The sequence below is a fragment of the Bacillus sp. ChL18 genome, assembly GCF_026241425.1.
GTDB classification, from domain to species: Bacteria; Bacillota; Bacilli; order Bacillales; family Bacillaceae; genus Bacillus; species Bacillus velezensis.
The window spans coordinates 793,412-811,178 of the sequence record NZ_JAPHWE010000002.1 but is presented as its reverse complement, the minus strand read 5'-3'; the positions used below and the strand labels follow the sequence as shown (position 1 = coordinate 811,178).

The following is a 17,767-nucleotide window of genomic DNA, read 5'->3' as shown; positions in this document are numbered from 1 at the left end:
GGATTTTTCACGTTTCATATATGAGCCGTCCGGTCATTTTCGTATCATATCCGGATAATTGAGAAAGCTGAGACTTGAATTCCTCAGAATTGAGGATGTCCTGCACGCTTTGAACAAGCTCCCGGTTTTGTTTTAAGACGACCACATCGTACTGCTCACTGATCACCGGGATAAAGTCCGTGCCTGCCATATGCGCCGCATGCTGCGACCCGACTCCGATATCCGCCTTTCCGCTTGATACTTGTGAAGCCGCTGACAGATGATCCGTGACAATGTCATGGTAGCCGGCGACATCAGACGGCGTAATGCCGAATGATCTGAGCTGTTCATCCAGCAGGACCCTCGCGCCTGATCCTTTTTCGCGATTGACGATACGGACATCCTTTCGGCTCAAATCCTGAAAGCCCTGAATGTTCAGCGGATTGCCCTTTTTCACATATAATCCTGCCTGACGAAGCACGACATGAAAAAGCGCAAACGGCTCCCCTGAAAGGATGCGCTTCACATACGGGATGTTATACTGCCCCGTCTCCCCATCGTACAAATGCAGACTGACGATGTCACAAGCCCCGCGGTACATCTCGATCAGGCTGTTCAAACTGCCGCTGTACTTACGGAGCGGAGCCGCCTGTATTGTTTGTTCCAGCTGTTTGCTGAGGAGGTCCATCGACACATCCTGCCCGCTGATGATAACGGACTGCCTTTTTTCCGGCTCCCGCCCGCGGGACGGGTCAGGCGCTTCTGCTGCGGATGGCTTTTTTGACATTCTCATGTTTGCTTTATATTGTTTTAAGTCCTCTTCATCGACCCTCATCTGTCTTCCGACCCTGTACGCCGGAATGAGTCCTTTTTTTATCAAATCATATACTGTCAGTTTTGAGACCTTCAAAAGGCCCGCAACTTCTTCTATTGTATAGGAAGTGGCTTCTGTCATATTATCACGCTCCGTTTTTATTATAACTGTTCAGATATTGAAAAAAAACCGCACCATCACGTACAATTGCGTTATAATTAGTTTGATCTAATGATATTTAGCTATAAGGGGTGCACCATATTGAAAAAGAAAGCGACACTACTCACAACTGCGGCTATGGCCGTTTTCCTCGCAACTGCGGGCTGCTCTTCCGGACAATCGTCCAAAGGCGGACAAAACGAAAAAGTCACGCTGACCGTTTCTGCGGCAGCCAGCGCTCAGGATGCACTTGAAGAAATCCAGACCAACTACGAAAAATCACATTCAAACGTAACCATTCAAGACAACTTCGGATCATCAGGCACATTGCAAAAACAAATTTCACAAGGCGCGGGAGCTGATTTATTCTTCTCGGCAGCCGAAGATAAATTCGAAAAGCTCGTTCATGACGGAGATATCGACAAAAAGGACAGCACGGATCTTTTGAAAAACGATCTCGTCATGATCGTGCCTGAGAAAAACAGCGCACACCTGACACATCTGAATGACCTGAAAAAAGACAGCGCGGAAAAAATCGCGCTCGGCACGCCTGAATCCGTTCCGGCCGGACAATACGCCAAACAATCATTGACGGCATTATCCCTGTGGGACAAGGTAAAAGATAAAGTCGTTTATGCAAAAGACGTGCGCCAGGTGCTGTCTTATGTTGAAACCGGAAATGTCGATGCCGGGCTTGTCTATAAAACAGACGCGCTGATTTCGAAAAAGGTGAAAATCACCGATGAAGCGCCGGCGAAAACGCACGATCCGATCGTGTATCCGCTCGGCATCGTCAAGGATACAAAGCACCGTAAAGAAGCAGAAGCGTTTTATCAGTATCTGCAGTCGGATGAAGCGATGAAAGTGTTTAAGAAATATGGATTTACTGCCAAGTAACATTACGGCTTCGGAGTTTTTCACTCCCGTCGTACTGTCGTTTCAGGTGGCTTTGGCGTCGGGCTTCGCCGTCATCATTCTCGGGACGCTTGCCGGCGCCTGGATGGCGAAAGCGCGATTTCCCGGAAAAACGGCTGTGGAGACGCTGTTTATGCTCCCGCTCGTTCTTCCGCCTACCGTTGTCGGGTTCATTCTCATTATCATTTTCGGAAAACACAGCTTTATCGGCCGGGCGATTGAGCGGATTTTTCACCAGCCCGTCATTTTCACGTGGTCGGCCGCGGTGATCGCTTCGGCCATTGTCGCCTTCCCGCTTATGTATCAGTCCGCTAAAACGGGCTTCGCCGCGGTTGATGCCGACATCGAGGGAGCGGCGAAAGTAGACGGAGCCGGCAGGCGGCAGGTCTTCACCCGCATTTCCGTCCCGCTTGCCTTTCCCTCCCTCTTGACCGGAAGCATTCTCAGTATTGCAAGGGCGCTAGGTGAATTCGGGGCGACTTTAATGTTTGCGGGAAATATTCCCGGCGTCACCCAAACGCTGCCGACAGCGATTTACGTCGCGATGGACTCCGGCAATGAAACACTCGCCTGGGTGTGGGTGATCTGTATTGTGATCATTTCTTTTCTGATGCTGTTTTTCATCCAATTGAAAAAACCCGCTTGACCGCTCCGCCTTCCGCGCACCTTTCGCCGGGAGGCTTTTTGATTTAAAATCGGATGGTATATAATGAAACAAAAAACACACAAAGGGTGCGGCCATGAAGATTAATGTCATTATCGCGGATGATAATTCTTTCATCAGAGAAGGAATGAAAATCATTTTGCATACATATGAGGAATTTACTGTATCGGCAACGTTGGAAAACGGATTCGAGGCGGCAGAGTATTGTAAACACAATCCCGTCGATATCGCCTTGTTGGACGTCCGCATGCCGGTGATGAACGGCGTCGAAGCCGCAAAACGGATCGCGGAGGAAACGGATACGAAGCCGATGATCCTGACGACATTTGACGACGATGAGTATATTTTAGAAGCGATTAAAAACGGCGCGAAAGGATATTTATTAAAAAATACCGAACCGGAACGGATCCGCGATGCGATCAAAAGCGGCTTCAACGGGCACAGCATTCTTCAGGACACCGTGCTGGATAAAATAAAAGACAGCCTTACCCGGCCGGCGGAAGCCGCGCATCAGATTGATGAAAGCCAGTTTACTGAAAGAGAGCTCAGCATCATGTCGCTTATTGCGAAAGGATTCTCGAACAGGGAAATTTCAAAACAGCTTTTCATTTCTGAAGGGACGACGGCCAATTATATTTCCTCTATTTTAGGGAAAACGGGGCTTGAGCACAGAACGCAGATCGCGATTTATTATATCACTGGGAAGGTGGATAACGGGCGTTGAACGGTATGGATTTTTGGATGCTGATGAGCAGACTGATCGCCATTTTTTATACGGCTTTTTTGTTCGTATCGGCAGACCGCCTTTACACACCGTACGCCGTCTTGTTTCTGCTGCTTTATCTGTCTTTGGGCATTGCGGTCTGCATGATCAGGCCGCCCGCTTGGAGGCGCGGGATCACCCTGCTGGCGCTGGCATTGACCGCCTGGCTTTCCGCCTTAGGCCATCCGGCGTTTCTGTTTCTTTTACCGCCCGCCATTTTTGCCGTTCTTGCCGAATATCCGGTTCACCGCTATGTGTTCTGCCTGCTCGTGTTTTTGCCGTTTTTATTTATCCCGTACGGCGACCTTCCCGCCTATACCGTCATAACTTTGTTCTGTCTGGCGATTTTCGTTTTGGCCGCCCGGTCCAGCGATCGGCTGAAGAAATATGAAGAGCAGTCAGACAGCATGCGCTCAAGCATTGAAAAACTGACGAAACAGCTGCACAGCAGCACAGAATATATCAAACAATCGGAGTATACCGGCAAACTCGAAGAAAGAAACAGATTGTCCCAAGCCATCCATGACAAAATCGGCCATTCCATGACCGGCGCGCTCATTCAGATGGAAGCGGCGAAACGGATGCTCGGCTCCCATCCGGACAAAGCGGCTGAACTGCTCCAAAACGCCATTACCATTTCCAAAGAGGGCATAGAGGATATCCGCATTACGCTGAAAAATATGAAACCGCCCGCTGAACAAATGGGCATTCACAGATTAAGAACGTTTATTGATGAATTTTCGGCCAAAAACGGGATGCCGGTTCCGTTTACGCATCAAGGCGATTTGGACAGGCTGACGCAAATGCATTGGAGAGTCATTCAGGAAAACGTAACCGAAGCCTTGACCAATGCAATGAAATACGCCGATGCCACGCAGATTTTCATTGATATCCATGTGCTGAATAAAGCCGTGAAAGCGGAAGTGAAAGATAACGGAAACGGCGCCGTCCGTTTTAAAAAAGGCCTCGGCATGCTCGGTATGGAAGAACGGGCGGCCGTCCTGCACGGAACCGTTATTTTTGACGGCACGGCCGGTTTTTCCGTCACGACATTGCTTCCGGTTGAATAAGTGAATGTTTTCATGTGAAAAATATGAAGATTCTCATGTCAAAGGAATGAACAGCTGCACTAACGGCTGTTCATTCTTTTTTTTATAATAAGAACATCACAAGACATAGAGGTGGAAACATGAACATTTTGGAGCTCAAACAGCTGAGTAAGAAATTCGGTGATTATACCGCCGTTGACCAGATGTCGCTTGCCGTAAAAGAAGGTGAGATTTTCGGGTTTCTCGGCGCAAACGGAGCCGGAAAAAGCACGACGATCAATATGATCTCAGGTCTTTTAAAACCTTCAGGCGGAGACATTCTGTTTCTCGGAAAAGATATTTTCAAATATAGCAAAGCAACGAAAATGAATATCGGCATCGTCCCTCAGGACCTCGCGATTTACGAAGAATTAAACGCCTATGAAAATGTGAAGTTCTTCGCCGGGCTGTACGGCCTGAGAGGGGCGGCTCTGAAAGAACGGGTCGAGGAAGCCCTGACATTCGTCGGCTTGAGCGATAAACACAAATATTTGCCGAAGCATTTTTCCGGCGGAATGAAACGCCGGCTCAATATCGCCTGCGCCCTTGCCCACCGGCCGAAATTGATCATCATGGATGAACCGACGGTCGGCATTGACCCGCAATCAAGAAATTATATTCTGCAATCAGTGAAAAAGCTGAATGAAATGGGCTGCACGATCATCTACACGAGCCACTACATGGAGGAAGTGGAAGAAATATGCACGCGCATCGCCATCATCGACCACGGAAAAGTCATCGCAGAAGGCACAAAAGAACAGCTGACCTCCATCATTACCGACACGAAGGACGTCGTGATTGAGCTGTCATCCGGAAACGGCATCAGCCTCGGCGATATTCAGGAGCTGCCCGGCGTCAGAGCCGCCGCACTGGAAGAAAACAGTGTGAAAATCAGCTCTGACACAGGGGTCAACAATTTAAACCGCCTGATCCGGTACTTCATGGACAAAGGAATTGAAATCCGCTCCTTGCAGGAACAGGCCCCTGACTTAGAAACGGTATTTCTCACGCTGACAGGCAGAAGCCTGCGCGACTGACCTCACTGAAAGGAGGATTGCAAATGAATATTCTGCACATCGCCGGGAAAGAAATCAAAATCAGTTTCCGCGACAGACGGACTTTTATTTTCATGCTTGCTTTTCCGATCGTCTTCATGCTGATTTTTACTGCGGCATTATCAAACGCCTTTGATTCAGAGGTGACGGTCGGGAACATCAAGGTCGTATATACGGACCAGTCAAACGGCCCTCTTTCTCATGATTTTACTGAGTTTATGAAAGCCGCCAAAAAAGAGCATGTCTATTTTCAAAAAGCGGACACGGAGGCAAAAGGCAAAAACGAGGTTCGAGAAAATCAGGCGGATGCTTTCGTCACTGTAAAAAACACCGGTTTTCAAGTCTATACAAATGACCGGAGCGGCATAAACGGCACGATCGTCCAAGGCATGCTGACCGCTTTTACCAATCAATACAAAGCAGGCGCCGCCGCTTACAAGGCGCATAAGGCGCCTTCCGCCGGACAAATCAAAAGCGATTATATGAAGCAGACGTCTTTACACAAAGCGAAAGAACCGAAAGCGAAAGATTTTTACGCAATATCCATGACGACGATGATCGGGCTGTACGCCTCGATTTTTGCAAGCAGCTTATTCCGCGGGGAAAGAATACGGCACACCGCAGATCGCCTGATCGCCGCCCCGCTCCGGAAAAGCGATATCTTTCTCGGAAAGATGCTCGGCATTTTGGCTGTGAATGTTCTGACGATTCTTGCCGTTGTCGCCTTCAGCAAATTTATCTTAAAAGCGAATTGGGGCAGCCACATGGGCCTTGTGCTTTTGATTCTCGTTTCTGAAATTCTTTTGGCCGTCAGCTTCGGGCTCAGCCTGAGCTATTTGACCAGAAAACCCGAAAGCGCCAGATTAATCACCGTCATCATCGTTCAGGTGATGTCCATTATCGGCGGCGCCTATTACAAATATGAAGGCGGAGGAATTTCCGCCCTGTCGCCCTTATCCTGGATCAATAAGGCGATTAACAACATCATTTACGCAAATGATGTATCAGCGGCATGGCCTGCACTCGGTTTAAATACAGCATTGGCAGCACTCTTTTTGCTGATCGCCGCATTTACGTTTCAAAGACGGGAGGGACTGTAATATGAAAAACTTCTGGTGGCTGTTTGCGCACACTCTCAAAGGGATTACAAAAAGCAAAAAACAGCTCATTCTTTATATCGGGGCTCCGCTGATCGGCGTCTTCCTCTCCTTCATGACCAATGCCAACGGCGGAGCCGAAACGCTCAATATCGGCATTCTCAATCAAGACGGCGGAGAAGTGGCACAGGATACGGTCACGTTTTTAAAAGGACTGGATCATGTGAAGATTTCGGAGGAAACGGCTGCGTCCGCCTCATCCAAGATCGCTTCAGGAAAAATGGAGGCGCTCATTACGTTTGAAAAAGGCTTCTCCCAAAGCGTAAAAGACGGGAAACCGGCTCACATCGGCATGACCTCGCTGAAAGGCGCCCAGGTCACCGGATATGTCAGCTCTTATTTGTACAATTATATGAACAGCGCCGCCTCAATCGGCAAATCTTCCGGCGGAGACGCGAAAGCCTTTCAGGCGATGTACGCCGATTTCAAGCATTCTCCGATTCAAACGGAATCCGCTGTTTTACAAGATACATCGAACCATAAAGAAATGACTTACTCAGTCATCGGGTATCTCATTATCATTATGCTCTATTCCGCCGGCAACCTGACGGAACTGATGATTAAAGAGCGGGAAAACAGGACGTACTACAGACTTCTGTCAACGCCGATCACATCAAAGCAGTATGTACTGGCAAACGCGGCGGTGAATATCATTATCATGGCCGTCCAAATTCTATTCGCCGTTCTCTTTATGGGCGCCGCTTTTCATATTCATCCGTCATTCCCGCTGTGGCAGCTGTTCATCCTGATGATGCTGTTTGCATTAAGCGCGATCGGGATCGCCTTTATTACCGTCGGTTTTTCCAACAGCAGCGCTTCGGCATCGGCGCTTTTGAATTTGATCGTCGTGCCGACATGCTTGCTGGCCGGCTGCTTCTTTCCGGGCAATATTATGCCGAAAACGGTGCAGACAATCGCCGAATTTCTGCCTCAGCGCTGGGTGCTCGATACGGTCGATCAATTGCAGCACGGCCGCACGTTCCAAAGCCTGATGCTGAACATCATCATTTTGGGAGCCTTCGCCGCCGCCCTGTTATTAATAGCCGCATACAGGTTCAGCGTAAAACGTCAGACACAGACATTTATGTAAAGAAAAACAGCCCCGTAAAGGGCTGTTTTTTCTTAGAACAGAAGCTCGTCCGGATTCGGGCCGACACGCTCGTCTTTGTTCAATGCGCTGATCTTTTCCATTTCTTCCTGTGACAGTTCGAAATCAAAAATATCGGCATTTTCTATGATGCGGTGCTCTTTAATCGATTTCGGAATGGTAACGACTTCGTTCTGAAGATCCCAGCGCAAAATCACTTGAGCAACCGATTTGTTATGTTTTTCCGCAATTTGAGACAGCACTTCGTTATCGAGGAGCTGTCCCTGCATCAATGGAGACCAAGCTTCCACTTGAATGCCCTGCGCTTTGCAGAAATCTCTTACTTCTTTTTGAGTCAGGCGCGGGTGGAATTCAATCTGGTTGACCATCGGCTTGATTTCAGCATCTTTCAGCAGTTCTTCTAAATGATGCACTTGGAAGTTGCTGACGCCGATGGCGCGGATTTTGCCGTCTTTGTACAGCTTTTCAAGAGCGCGCCATGTGTCTTTATATTTATCCTTGCCCGGCCAGTGAATCAGGTAAAGGTCGAGGTAATCGAGGCCGAGGCGCTCAAGGCTTTTCTCAAACGCGTCAAGTGTCGTTTCGTATCCTTGATCTTCATTCCACACTTTTGACGTGATGAACAGCTCTTCTCTGGCAACGCCCGCGGCTCTGATGCCTTCGCCGACACCCTCTTCATTTTTATAAATAGCCGCCGTATCAATGCTGCGGTAGCCGTTTCTGATTGCCGCTTCGACGGAGTCCGCCGCTACGCTTCCGTTTTCCACCTTGAACACGCCAAGGCCGAACCACGGCATTTCAACGCCATTATGAAGCTTTACAGTATCTTTTAAGCTTTTTGCCACGTTGAACCATCCTTTCTAGTCATTATGTAAACGGTTATTATTATCTCACATTTCCGCTGTAAGAAACCAATTATACGCTCATCGTTATCACAAAAACCTCTTTAGTGCCCAAGCACCACTGACGTTATTATTTTCCTATTTTTCAAAAATTCAGGTTAACCGGGTAACTGTCCGGGTAAATCGCTATTGTAGCCACCACACAATTGAAGGAGGAAATCATATGAAACGTATGCGTATCCCGATGTCCGTTGCCCTTGGTGCCGCTTTGTCTCTGACTCCTCTGTCCTTTGTATCCGCAAAAGAAACCCCGGTCCCTCAAAACATGGCACAGCAATCATCAGATGTCTCAGCAAAAGATGTCGGATTAAACATTGACGTTGACCTGCTCGGCATCGGCAATTCGATTGCTGACGCGATTAAGTCGGCGCAAAACCGTGACGGCTTCGTCAAAAACTTAATGGAATCCTCATTCTACGCTTCCGGACAAAAATATAACGTCATGGTGTTTAATTTAAGCCAGGAATATGAAGATCATTTTAACGGTGTTCAGTTTTACGGTTCCGCCGTTTATGACGGCATCACGTACGGCATTTGGGTGTTTGAAGACGGAAGCTTCACCAACAAAGGAGATGGCGGCTGGATCAACTGGGCCTTCAGAGGCTGGTTTGACCGCGACGGCGATCACGTCGAATTCCATCGTCCGTAATCAAAAAAAGTCCGGCGAACAGATGCCGGACTTTTTTTATTCACCTCCGTCAAGCATGGCCGCTTCCACATCATTGATGTATTGGCGAAGCTCATGTGACATATCTCGGGAAATTTCCCGCTCTTCGAATAATGTTTGGATTTCGTTGCGGATGGCCTGCACGGCCCGCAGTTTGATTTCGAGTTTTTGATTTTCAAAACGGCGGCTCGGACTCTGTTCGTGATACGAGTGCCCCAGCCTGAAAATCAAGTGATTGTAAAAGGAAATGACGGCAAGCGTCACATCTTTATTTTCTTCAGTCATGTGTTTTTTCAGGCTTTCAATGGCCGCTTTTGCCGTTTTAACCCTTGTGGTGCGGATGAGGCCTTCTTCATTTAAAATCGACATTTCCGGCTTTTTTTGTTCACCGAAAAAGATCCAGTACATCAGGCGTTTCAGCTTTTTCTTAGATAAGCCGACTTTAAACGGATTCGTATACAGCACTTCCAGTTCATCAAACCGTTCCTGAAGGCTGTCAGCCGTTTCTTCCGGTATGTCGCCCCGCTCAATCAGCCGCAGCAATTCTTCCTGTTCAGCCTGTATCCCTAGGGCGCGGACTTTCCGCTCATCTTTTTTCGTGCGGTTTTTGACGGTGGACTGCTGAAATCTGAGATTTTTCATTTTCTCATTGTATTCGGCAATAACCGCAAAAGAAGCCGTTTTGTTTGTCTCATTCATATTTTCTTTAATGGCGGTTAAGGCAGCCTTTATCAGCTTCCGTCTCGCTGTCAGCAATTTGACTTTCTTCTCTTTCACATTGTCTTCCGGCTTATCTGTCAAAATCGGCAGTACGATTGTCGCCAGTACCAATGTGCACATAATAACACCCGCGGCTAAAAAGAGAATCAAATTCCGTTCAGGAAACGGTGAGCCGTCAGAGAGCACGTAAGGAATGGAAAAGGAACCCGCAAGCGTGACCGCTCCCCTGACGCCTGAAACCGAAATCAGCAGGGTCGAGCGCAGGCCGGGTTTATAAATGCTCTGATCCTTGTTAAAAAACCACTTGCCGTTCCAAAAAAACAGCACCCACAAAAACCTGAGAATCATTAACGTCAGCGTAATGACGATAATGTACCCGATGACCATCATATTGTTAAACGCGGTATCATTAAAGATGACAGAAACCACATCCGGTATTTGCGCACCTAAAATAACGAAAACAAGACCGTTCAGAATGAACAAAATAATATTCCACGTACTTGAAGAGACGATTTGCAGTTTGACCATCGTTGATTCAAGACGGTCCTGCTCCACCGCATGCGTGATGCCGCCGGCCACAACAGCTAAAATGCCGGAAACGCCGATTTCTTCAGCCGCGAGATAGATGACAAACGGCGTCAGAATTTGAATCAGCATATGCATCGTGACATCCTGCATGCCGAGGCGGCGCAAAAACAGCCGGAAACGGATAATCAAAAAAGAAATGACGACACCGCTGAGTAAACCGCCGGCTGAAATCAGAACGAAACTGAAGGCGGCCTGCGCCAGCGAAAATGCGCCCGTCACGGCAGCCGCAATCGCAAATTTAAAAGCGACCAGGCCGGATGCGTCATTCATCAGTCCTTCTCCTTCAAGGAGACGCAGAATGCCTTTTGGCATCTTCACTCGCCCTGACAGCGCGCTGACCGCGACAACGTCAGTCGGTGACAGTATCGCCGCCAGCCCGAACGCGGCAGCCAGCGGAATGCTCGGAATCATCCAATGAATCGTGTAACCGCCGACAATCACCGTGGCAAACACGAGCCCGAGCGCAAGCAGCAAAATCGGCGCTCTTAAATTCCAAAGTTCCGCACGCGGCGTCCGTTTTCCATCGTTAAAAAGCAGCGGAGCGATAAACAAAACAAAAAACAATTCGGTATTCAGTTCAAAATGAAGCCCCTGCGGAAATGACGCCGCAATGATACCGAGCGCTACCTGAATCAGAGGCACCGGGATAAAGGGGACAAACCGATTTATGATATTTGAGATCGCGATGATGGTTAAAAGTACGAGTACGACTAAAAATATGTCCAAAGCATGACCTCCTTCATCTGCTGCATCATATCATTATTGCCTGTTCTCTGCCTTTGCCAAAGGCCGGAGCCGATGATCGGGCAGATTCAATATATTTTCCGCACGCAACCATTCTTCTTTTATTTTACCCGTTTTTATTTAAAATTTCTCATAACGTGCTCACGGCGAACTTTTTTTGCCTTCAGCTACATTTTTTCCGGAAAAAGAAAAAGCCTGTTTTCTCTGAAAACAGGCTTTTTCGCAAGCTGCGTCATCTGTTTCATGACGCGGTGCAGCGTTTGTTTTAAGTGCTCATCTTATTCGTGAAAATTCGTGCCGTCTGTCGTCGCTTTAATGATGCCCGTGCGGATGACGAAATCGCCGAAGTGTTCGCCTTCCTCACGCTCTTTCGCGTAGCGCGGGAGAATGGTGCGAAGCTCACTCAGAATTTCCTCTTCACCGATATTTTCCCGGTACATTTTGCTCAAACGGCTGCCGTCAAACGCCGCTCCTAAATACATATTATATTTTCCGGGCGCTTTTCCGATAAATCCGATTTCGCCAAGCGCATGGCGGGCGCAGCCATTCGGGCACCCGGTCATACGGATGGTGATTTCTTCATCCCGCAGCCCGTTTTCGTCAACAATGTCTTCAATCTTATCAATCAATTTCGGCAGATACCGCTCGGCTTCGGCCATGGCGAGCCCGCATGTCGGAAGCGCGACGCAAGCCATTGAACTGCGGCGGAGGGCGGAATGCTGCCGGCCGTCTGTCAGACCGTATTGTTCGATTAATGCGCTGATTTGTTTCTTTTTCTGGCTCGAGACATTGCCGATAATCAGGTTTTGATTAGAGGTGAGACGGAAATCTCCCGTATGGACTTTGGCGATTTCACGCAATCCCGTCATCAGCTTATAATTCTCATAGTCCGTGACGCGGCCGCCTTCGATAAACATCGTAAAGTGCCATTTCCCTTTTACACCCTTCACCCATCCGTAACGGTCGCCGTTATGGTCAAAATGATAAGGTTTCGCTTCATCCAGCTGCCAGCCGAGGCGGTTTTCCAGCTCGGCTTTTACGTTTTCCAGCCCGAGACGGTCAACAGTGTACTTGAATCTGGCGTTCTTTCTGACGGAACGGTTTCCGTAATCGCGCTGAATCGTAATGGTTTTTTCCGCTACATCATACAGCTGCTCCGGTTTGCAGAAGCCGATGACTTTTGAAAGCTGCGGATAAGTGGCCGTATCGCCGTGCGTCATTCCCATACCGCCGCCGATTGCAACGTTGAATCCGATAAGTTTGCCTTCCTCCACGATGGCAATGAAGCCGAGATCTTGAGAAAAGACATCGATATCATTGGACGGAGGCACGGCGATTCCGATTTTGAATTTCCGTGGCAGGTACAGCGGCCCGTACATCGGTTCCGTTTCCGTGTCAGGAGTGCCCGCCACACGTTCCTCATCAAGCCAGATTTCATGATAGGCTCTCGTGCGCGGAAGAAGGTCATCGCTCAATTTCTTCGACCATTCGTATACTTCCGCATGAATTTCAGACTGGTACGGATTTGAAGCGCACATGACGTTTCGGTTGACATCTCCGCAGGCCGCAATGGTATCAAGCAGCGCCGCATTGATTTTCTGAATCGTTTTTTTCATGTTCCATTTTAAAATTCCGTGCATTTGAAACGTTTCACGCGTTGTCAGCTTCAATGTATTGTTTCCGTATTTTTGCGCCAGTTCATCCATGACAAGCCATTGTTCCGGAGTTGACACGCCGCCTGGCATCCGAACGCGCAGCATGAACTGATAAGCCGGTTCAAGCTTTTGTTTTTGACGTTCATTACGGAGATCGCGGTCATCCTGCAAGTAGCTTCCGTGATGCTTCATCAGCCGGTTGTCATCGTCCGGGATGCCGGCTGAAATCCGGTCGAGCATGACTTCTTTCAATGTGCCGCGCAAATAATCACTTTTTTCTTTAATTTCCTCAACATCACTTGGAGGGCCTTCCGGCGCTTTTAAAATGTTGTTCACCATGCTGAATAAGCTCCTTTCAAACCAAAATCAATATACGTCACGCTGATAGCGTTTTTTCTGCTGCATGTCTGCCAGGAAGCTTTCCGCTTTTTCACGGCTCATGCCGCCTTCTTCCTGAATAATATCGAGAAGCGCCTGGTGCACGTCATGCGCCATCTGCTGTTCATCACCGCAGATGTATACGGCGGCTCCCTGCTGCAGCCATTCATACAGCTCTTTGCTTTGTTCTTTCATGCGGTGCTGCACATATACCTTTTCTTCTGAATCCCGGGAAAAAGCGACGTCCATTTTTGTGAGAACACCGTTTTGCAGCCATTTTTGCCATTCCGTCTGGTACAGAAAATCAGTGACAAAGTGCTGATCCCCGAAAAACAGCCATGTTTTCCCCTCAGCTCCGGTTTCTTCACGCTCCTGCATAAAGGAACGGAACGGCGCGATGCCTGTCCCCGGCCCGACCATAATGACCGGTGTATCCGGATTGTCCGGCAGCTTGAAGTTTTGGTTGTGCTGAATGTATATCGGAAGCGTATCTCCCGGCTGGAGTCTTTCCGCACAAAGAATGCTGCAGACGCCTTTTCGTTCTCTGCCGTGCGCGTCATATCTGACCGCTCCGATTGTCAGATGCACCTCTTCCGGATTCGCTTCTAAACTGCTTGCGATCGAATAGAGCCGGGCCGGCATTTTACGCAGGATGGAAAGAAAGTCTTCCGCTGTCGCTTCCCACGGCCCGAAATCCCGGACGAGATCAAGCAGATCACGGCCGTTGATGTATGCTTTCAGCTGCTCTTCATTTCCTTCGGCCAGAAGTTCACTCAGCTTTTGGTCAGCCGTAAACTGTGCGGCCTTTTGCAGGAACGGTTTTGTTAAGACGGTTATTTCAAAATGAGAAGTAAGCGCGTCTTTCAAAGGGAGACGCTCTCCTTGTTTATTCACCGCCACTTCCTGTTTTGGGTCCCATTTCAGCTCATTGATCAGCTCATCCACAAGCGCCGGATCATTTTCCGGATAGATGCCGAGGCTGTCTCCGGGCTGATACGCGAGGCCCGACCCTTCAAGCGAAAGCTCGAGATGGCGTGTTTCTTTATTCGAACCGCGTCCGTTCAGATTGATGTTCTCAAGAACCTCCGCCCGAAACGGGTTCGTTCTGGAATAAACGGATTCACCGAGAGCCGGCGTCTCGGCAGGCGCTTCGGCTGTTTGATTTCCCGCTCCTTCGTTCAAACCGCCGATGACCGCGTCAAGCCATTCCGAAAACGGCTCATCATAATCAAGATCGCAATCAACCCGCGGCGCAAGCTGGGTGCCGCCGAGCTCTTGAAGACGCTCGTCAAACTCTTTGCCGGTCTGGCAGAAAAATTCATACGAGCTGTCCCCGAGCGCCAAAACGGAGTAACGGAGCGCTTCAAGCTTCGGCGCGCGTCTGCCGTGAAGAAATTCATGAAAGGCCAGCGCGTTATCCGGCGGATCGCCTTCTCCGTGCGTGCTCACCACGATCAGTAAATTGTTTACTTTTTTCAGATTATTCGGCTTAAAATCGTTCATCGACGCGACGGTGACCTGGAATCCCCGTTCCTCAAGCGTCTTTACCGTCTGTTTCGCAAGACCTTCCGCATTTCCCGTTTGCGATCCGTATAATACGGTCACTTCTCTTGAGACTGCCGGGCTTTCTGCTGGAGCCGGAGCAGCGGGTGCGGCTGTTTCACCGGATTCGGACCGGGCCGCAGCCAAATAACCGCTCAGCCAGATTTTCTGTGATTCTGTCAAGGTCGGCAGAAGGCGGTTAAGGAGCTCTGCCTGCTCCTGATTAAACGGACTGTTCATGACCTGAAGTTGCAACGATATCCACCTCACAAGGAATTAAACGTAACGTACGTTATTTCTATAGGAATTGTCAAAATAATATTCTAATTGAAACTTTACCGAAAGTTTGTATGTAAGTAAAATATATAATCATGATGACAATGATTAAGATTACTAATGATAAAAAGCCCTTTGCACTTGGCAAAGGGCTTACACGAATAAGCCGGCGGGCACTTCTTTTATAAAAGGAGAGGGTTCTCCCGGAGACAATACGGTCAGATGATGCATCGCCCGCGTACAGGCCGTATATAACAACTTACGGTCATGTTCGCTTTTGTACTGGGCAGCAGAGGCGTCAGCGGCAATGACGGCGTCAAACTCAATGCCTTTTGCCAAATACACGGGAATGACGCATACCCCTTTTTGAAAAGGCTGGTTTTCTTTATTGATCAAGCGGACACCGCTCCCGGCGCTGACCGCCTGAAACACTTTTTTGGCTTCCGCGGCCGTTTTGCAGATGACGGCGACCGTCTCCCAGCCTTTTTGTCTGAGCTCCCGGATTGTATCCGCCAATTGTTCCTGCCGCGCATTTTCTGTATCCGTCCGCAAAACACGCGGTTTTTCCCCGTTCCGGTTAAAAGGCTCAATGTCATCGCCGTCAGCCAGCAGCGCTTTCGTAAATTCAACAATCTGCCGCGTCGATCTGTAAGTCCGTTTCAGGCTGACATACTTTTCTGCACCATTGCGAAAGCAGCCGGCGAGGGAAGAAGGGCGCGTAATGGTGTGGGCATAAATCGCCTGGCTGACATCACCGAGCACCGTCATCTTTGCCGCTGGGAAGATGCTTTGAATATACGTGAGCTGAAATGGGGAATAATCCTGCGCTTCATCAATGAAGACGTGCTTCATTTGTGTGTTTTTTCTTTTTCCTTCTAACAGATCCTGCAAATACAGATACGGAGCGGCATCTTCATACGGAAGTGACCGTTCTGCAAATGCGTTTCTGGTCAAAGCGCCGATGCTCTCCCAATGATCGGGCTTTTCAGCAGCTCCCCAGTCTGAAAACAGCCGGAGATACATCCGTTTTATATCGAGAAAGCCGAGCCGTCTGACGGCCTGCTTAATCGGTTTAAAGGCTTTGCCGACAATAATGGCGCCAAGCAGCCGCTGTTCGCGCTGATGGTCGTCAAATGCAGGTTCATCATCTGCCGCCTGCTTCTTGAGTGTTTGATAAACCTCAGCATAGTCTTCCTTATCAAGCAGCTCGCTCTCCTGCAAGACCCATTCCTTCTTACGCTCCTTTTTTTCGAGAGCGCTGATTTCCGCGAGAAGCCATTCCGCCGTCAGTTCAGCTCTGTTCGGAATCGGCAGCTGCTGATCAAGTGAATAAAAATAGTCTTCAATCCGCTCTTTTGAAATCAGGATGTCTCCCCGGAAGCTGATCTGTTTACACATCAGGCCCGAGCCGGAAAGCGAGCCGGCATAGCGGTCAATCATGGCCTGGAAAGCTGATGACGCTTTGTAAGCAATGGCTGCGAGCCTTACGGAAAGTGCGTCCTGGTTTTGTTCAGTCAGGCAATATTCAAGCTGCTCGTACGGGCTTTCACAATCAAACTTTCGTCCGAGCCGGCGGATGATATATTCTTGAAAGGTGGCCTGCTCCATATTCTCTTCTCCCAATTCCGGCAATACGGCGGACACATAACTGTTGAACAAAATGTTCGGGGAAAACAATACAATCTGACGGGCATCAAGCACCCCGCGCCCGCGGTACAGCAAGTAAGCGGCCCGCTGAAGCGCCGCGGATGTTTTCCCGCTTCCGGCGGCTCCCTGAACAATGAGATATTTGCTTTTTTCATCCCGGATGATTTCGTTCTGTTCTTTTTGGATGGTTGACACGATGTTTTTCATATGCTGTCCGGAATGACCGCTCAGCACCTCTTGCAGCATTTCGTCACCAATCGTCATATCCGTGTTAAACATCGCTTTAAGCGTCCCGTTTTTAATGATAAACTGCCGCTTCAGTGTGATGTCTCCCTCTATCGTTTCTTCCGGAACTTCATAGCGGGCTTTTCCCGGGGAATATTGATAGTAAAGAGATGAGATGGGCGCGCGCCAATCATAAATGAGAAATTGCTCGTTGTTTTCATCCATCAAAGAAGTCAGCCCGATATAAATCCGCTCGGAAGAGGACTCCCCTTTTTCCGTAAAATCGACACGGCCGAAGTAAGGAGAGGTTTTCAGCTTTTGGATTTTTTGAAGCTGCCGGTATTGAAGCCGATGCGTCCGTTCACGTTCTGAAAGCATTTCCGCCTGCTGTTTAATGCTTGAAAATGTCTCAGCCGCTTCGTGAGCATCATCCATATTCACGGTGACATCATCCCAAAACGTTTTTCTCAGCCCGACAATATCCTGCTTCAATCCGCCCGATGAGGCTTCAAGATGAGTTTGTTTCTGTTCCAGTTCCTTCATGACAAAATTGATTCTTTCCTGCTCTTCTTTCCACTCTTTATCACGTTTTGCCATCAGCGGCACCTCCGACATCAAGCTGACAAATCCGGCTTTCATCATACAAACATATATGCAACATATTATTCAGCATTATGGTCAAATACCCTTTTTCTTATCATATCGGGCGTATTTTTTATCA

General features: G+C 48.7%; 14 protein-coding genes. 8 read left to right on the top strand and 6 right to left on the bottom strand.

What is annotated here, in order from left to right; translation table 11 throughout:
- Positions 1-7: 7 nt before the first annotated feature.
- Positions 8-934, bottom strand: coding sequence for a substrate-binding domain-containing protein (locus OQ477_RS15075; RefSeq protein WP_043020702.1), 927 nt, complete (start codon positions 932-934; stop codon positions 8-10).
- Positions 935-1,090: 156 nt separating this feature from the next.
- Here OQ477_RS15075 and modA point away from each other — a divergent pair, with 156 nt between their 5' ends.
- From modA to OQ477_RS15040, 7 genes are all read left to right on the top strand, one after another.
- A complete protein-coding gene (gene modA, locus OQ477_RS15070; RefSeq protein ID WP_416346535.1) occupies positions 1,091-1,849 on the top strand; it encodes a molybdate ABC transporter substrate-binding protein in 759 nt (252 codons plus the stop codon).
- Entirely contained in the window at positions 1,830-2,513 is a 684-nt protein-coding gene (gene modB, locus OQ477_RS15065; RefSeq protein ID WP_265973032.1) for a molybdate ABC transporter permease subunit, read from the top strand. Before modA ends, modB begins: the two co-directional genes overlap by 20 nt.
- Positions 2,514-2,607: 94 nt before the next feature.
- A complete protein-coding gene (locus OQ477_RS15060) occupies positions 2,608-3,255 on the top strand; it encodes a response regulator transcription factor (protein ID WP_265973030.1) in 648 nt (215 codons plus the stop codon).
- 5 nt (positions 3,256-3,260) lie between these two features.
- Entirely contained in the window at positions 3,261-4,364 is a 1,104-nt protein-coding gene (locus tag OQ477_RS15055; RefSeq protein WP_265973230.1) for a sensor histidine kinase, read from the top strand.
- A 119-nt stretch (positions 4,365-4,483) separates the two neighbouring features.
- Entirely contained in the window at positions 4,484-5,419 is a 936-nt protein-coding gene (locus OQ477_RS15050) for an ABC transporter ATP-binding protein (RefSeq protein WP_007613736.1), read from the top strand.
- Between the two features lie 23 nt (positions 5,420-5,442).
- Positions 5,443-6,537 (top strand): ABC transporter permease, encoded by a 1,095-nt coding sequence (locus OQ477_RS15045; protein WP_088461659.1) that lies wholly within the window; start codon positions 5,443-5,445, stop codon positions 6,535-6,537.
- 1 nt (position 6,538) lies between these two features.
- Positions 6,539-7,684, top strand: a complete 1,146-nt coding sequence (locus OQ477_RS15040; RefSeq protein WP_265973027.1) for an ABC transporter permease — start codon at positions 6,539-6,541, stop codon at positions 7,682-7,684.
- 32 nt (positions 7,685-7,716) lie between these two features.
- On the opposite strand, the gene OQ477_RS15035 is transcribed toward OQ477_RS15040, so the two are convergent.
- On the bottom strand, positions 7,717-8,547 hold the full coding sequence (locus OQ477_RS15035) for an aldo/keto reductase (protein ID WP_007410023.1): 831 nt from the start codon (positions 8,545-8,547) through the stop codon (positions 7,717-7,719).
- Positions 8,548-8,767: 220 nt separating this feature from the next.
- Here OQ477_RS15035 and OQ477_RS15030 point away from each other — a divergent pair, with 220 nt between their 5' ends.
- Positions 8,768-9,253, top strand: a complete 486-nt coding sequence (locus OQ477_RS15030; protein ID WP_007613741.1) for a hypothetical protein — start codon at positions 8,768-8,770, stop codon at positions 9,251-9,253.
- Between the two features lie 36 nt (positions 9,254-9,289).
- On the opposite strand, the gene OQ477_RS15025 is transcribed toward OQ477_RS15030, so the two are convergent.
- The 4 genes from OQ477_RS15025 to helD all read right to left on the bottom strand — a co-directional run bounded on the left by OQ477_RS15025 (position 9,290) and on the right by helD (position 17,643).
- Positions 9,290-11,305, bottom strand: a complete 2,016-nt coding sequence (locus tag OQ477_RS15025; RefSeq protein ID WP_265973024.1) for a Na+/H+ antiporter — start codon at positions 11,303-11,305, stop codon at positions 9,290-9,292.
- A 296-nt stretch (positions 11,306-11,601) separates the two neighbouring features.
- Entirely contained in the window at positions 11,602-13,317 is a 1,716-nt protein-coding gene (gene cysI / locus OQ477_RS15020; protein WP_265973022.1) for an assimilatory sulfite reductase (NADPH) hemoprotein subunit, read from the bottom strand.
- A 27-nt stretch (positions 13,318-13,344) separates the two neighbouring features.
- Positions 13,345-15,153, bottom strand: a complete 1,809-nt coding sequence (locus OQ477_RS15015; protein WP_265973021.1) for an assimilatory sulfite reductase (NADPH) flavoprotein subunit — start codon at positions 15,151-15,153, stop codon at positions 13,345-13,347.
- A gap of 174 nt (positions 15,154-15,327) precedes the next feature.
- Positions 15,328-17,643, bottom strand: a complete 2,316-nt coding sequence (gene helD, locus OQ477_RS15010; protein ID WP_265973020.1) for an RNA polymerase recycling motor HelD — start codon at positions 17,641-17,643, stop codon at positions 15,328-15,330.
- Positions 17,644-17,767 lie beyond the last annotated feature (124 nt).

What these genes read in the sequence shown, in the direction of transcription:
- modB (WP_265973032.1), top strand. Translation starts at nt 1,830, where the DNA reads ATGGATTTACTGCCAAGTAACATTACGGCTTCGGAGTTTTTCACTCCC.
- cysI (WP_265973022.1), bottom strand. Translation starts at nt 13,317, where the DNA reads ATGGTGAACAACATTTTAAAAGCGCCGGAAGGCCCTCCAAGTGATGTT.
- modA (WP_416346535.1), top strand. Translation starts at nt 1,091, where the DNA reads ATGGCCGTTTTCCTCGCAACTGCGGGCTGCTCTTCCGGACAATCGTCC.
- OQ477_RS15045 (WP_088461659.1), top strand. Translation starts at nt 5,443, where the DNA reads ATGAATATTCTGCACATCGCCGGGAAAGAAATCAAAATCAGTTTCCGC.
- OQ477_RS15030 (WP_007613741.1), top strand. Translation starts at nt 8,768, where the DNA reads ATGAAACGTATGCGTATCCCGATGTCCGTTGCCCTTGGTGCCGCTTTG.
- OQ477_RS15040 (WP_265973027.1), top strand. Translation starts at nt 6,539, where the DNA reads ATGAAAAACTTCTGGTGGCTGTTTGCGCACACTCTCAAAGGGATTACA.
- OQ477_RS15055 (WP_265973230.1), top strand. Translation starts at nt 3,261, where the DNA reads ATGGATTTTTGGATGCTGATGAGCAGACTGATCGCCATTTTTTATACG.
- OQ477_RS15075 (WP_043020702.1), bottom strand. Translation starts at nt 934, where the DNA reads ATGACAGAAGCCACTTCCTATACAATAGAAGAAGTTGCGGGCCTTTTG.
- OQ477_RS15060 (WP_265973030.1), top strand. Translation starts at nt 2,608, where the DNA reads ATGAAGATTAATGTCATTATCGCGGATGATAATTCTTTCATCAGAGAA.
- helD (WP_265973020.1), bottom strand. Translation starts at nt 17,643, where the DNA reads ATGGCAAAACGTGATAAAGAGTGGAAAGAAGAGCAGGAAAGAATCAAT.
- OQ477_RS15050 (WP_007613736.1), top strand. Translation starts at nt 4,484, where the DNA reads ATGAACATTTTGGAGCTCAAACAGCTGAGTAAGAAATTCGGTGATTAT.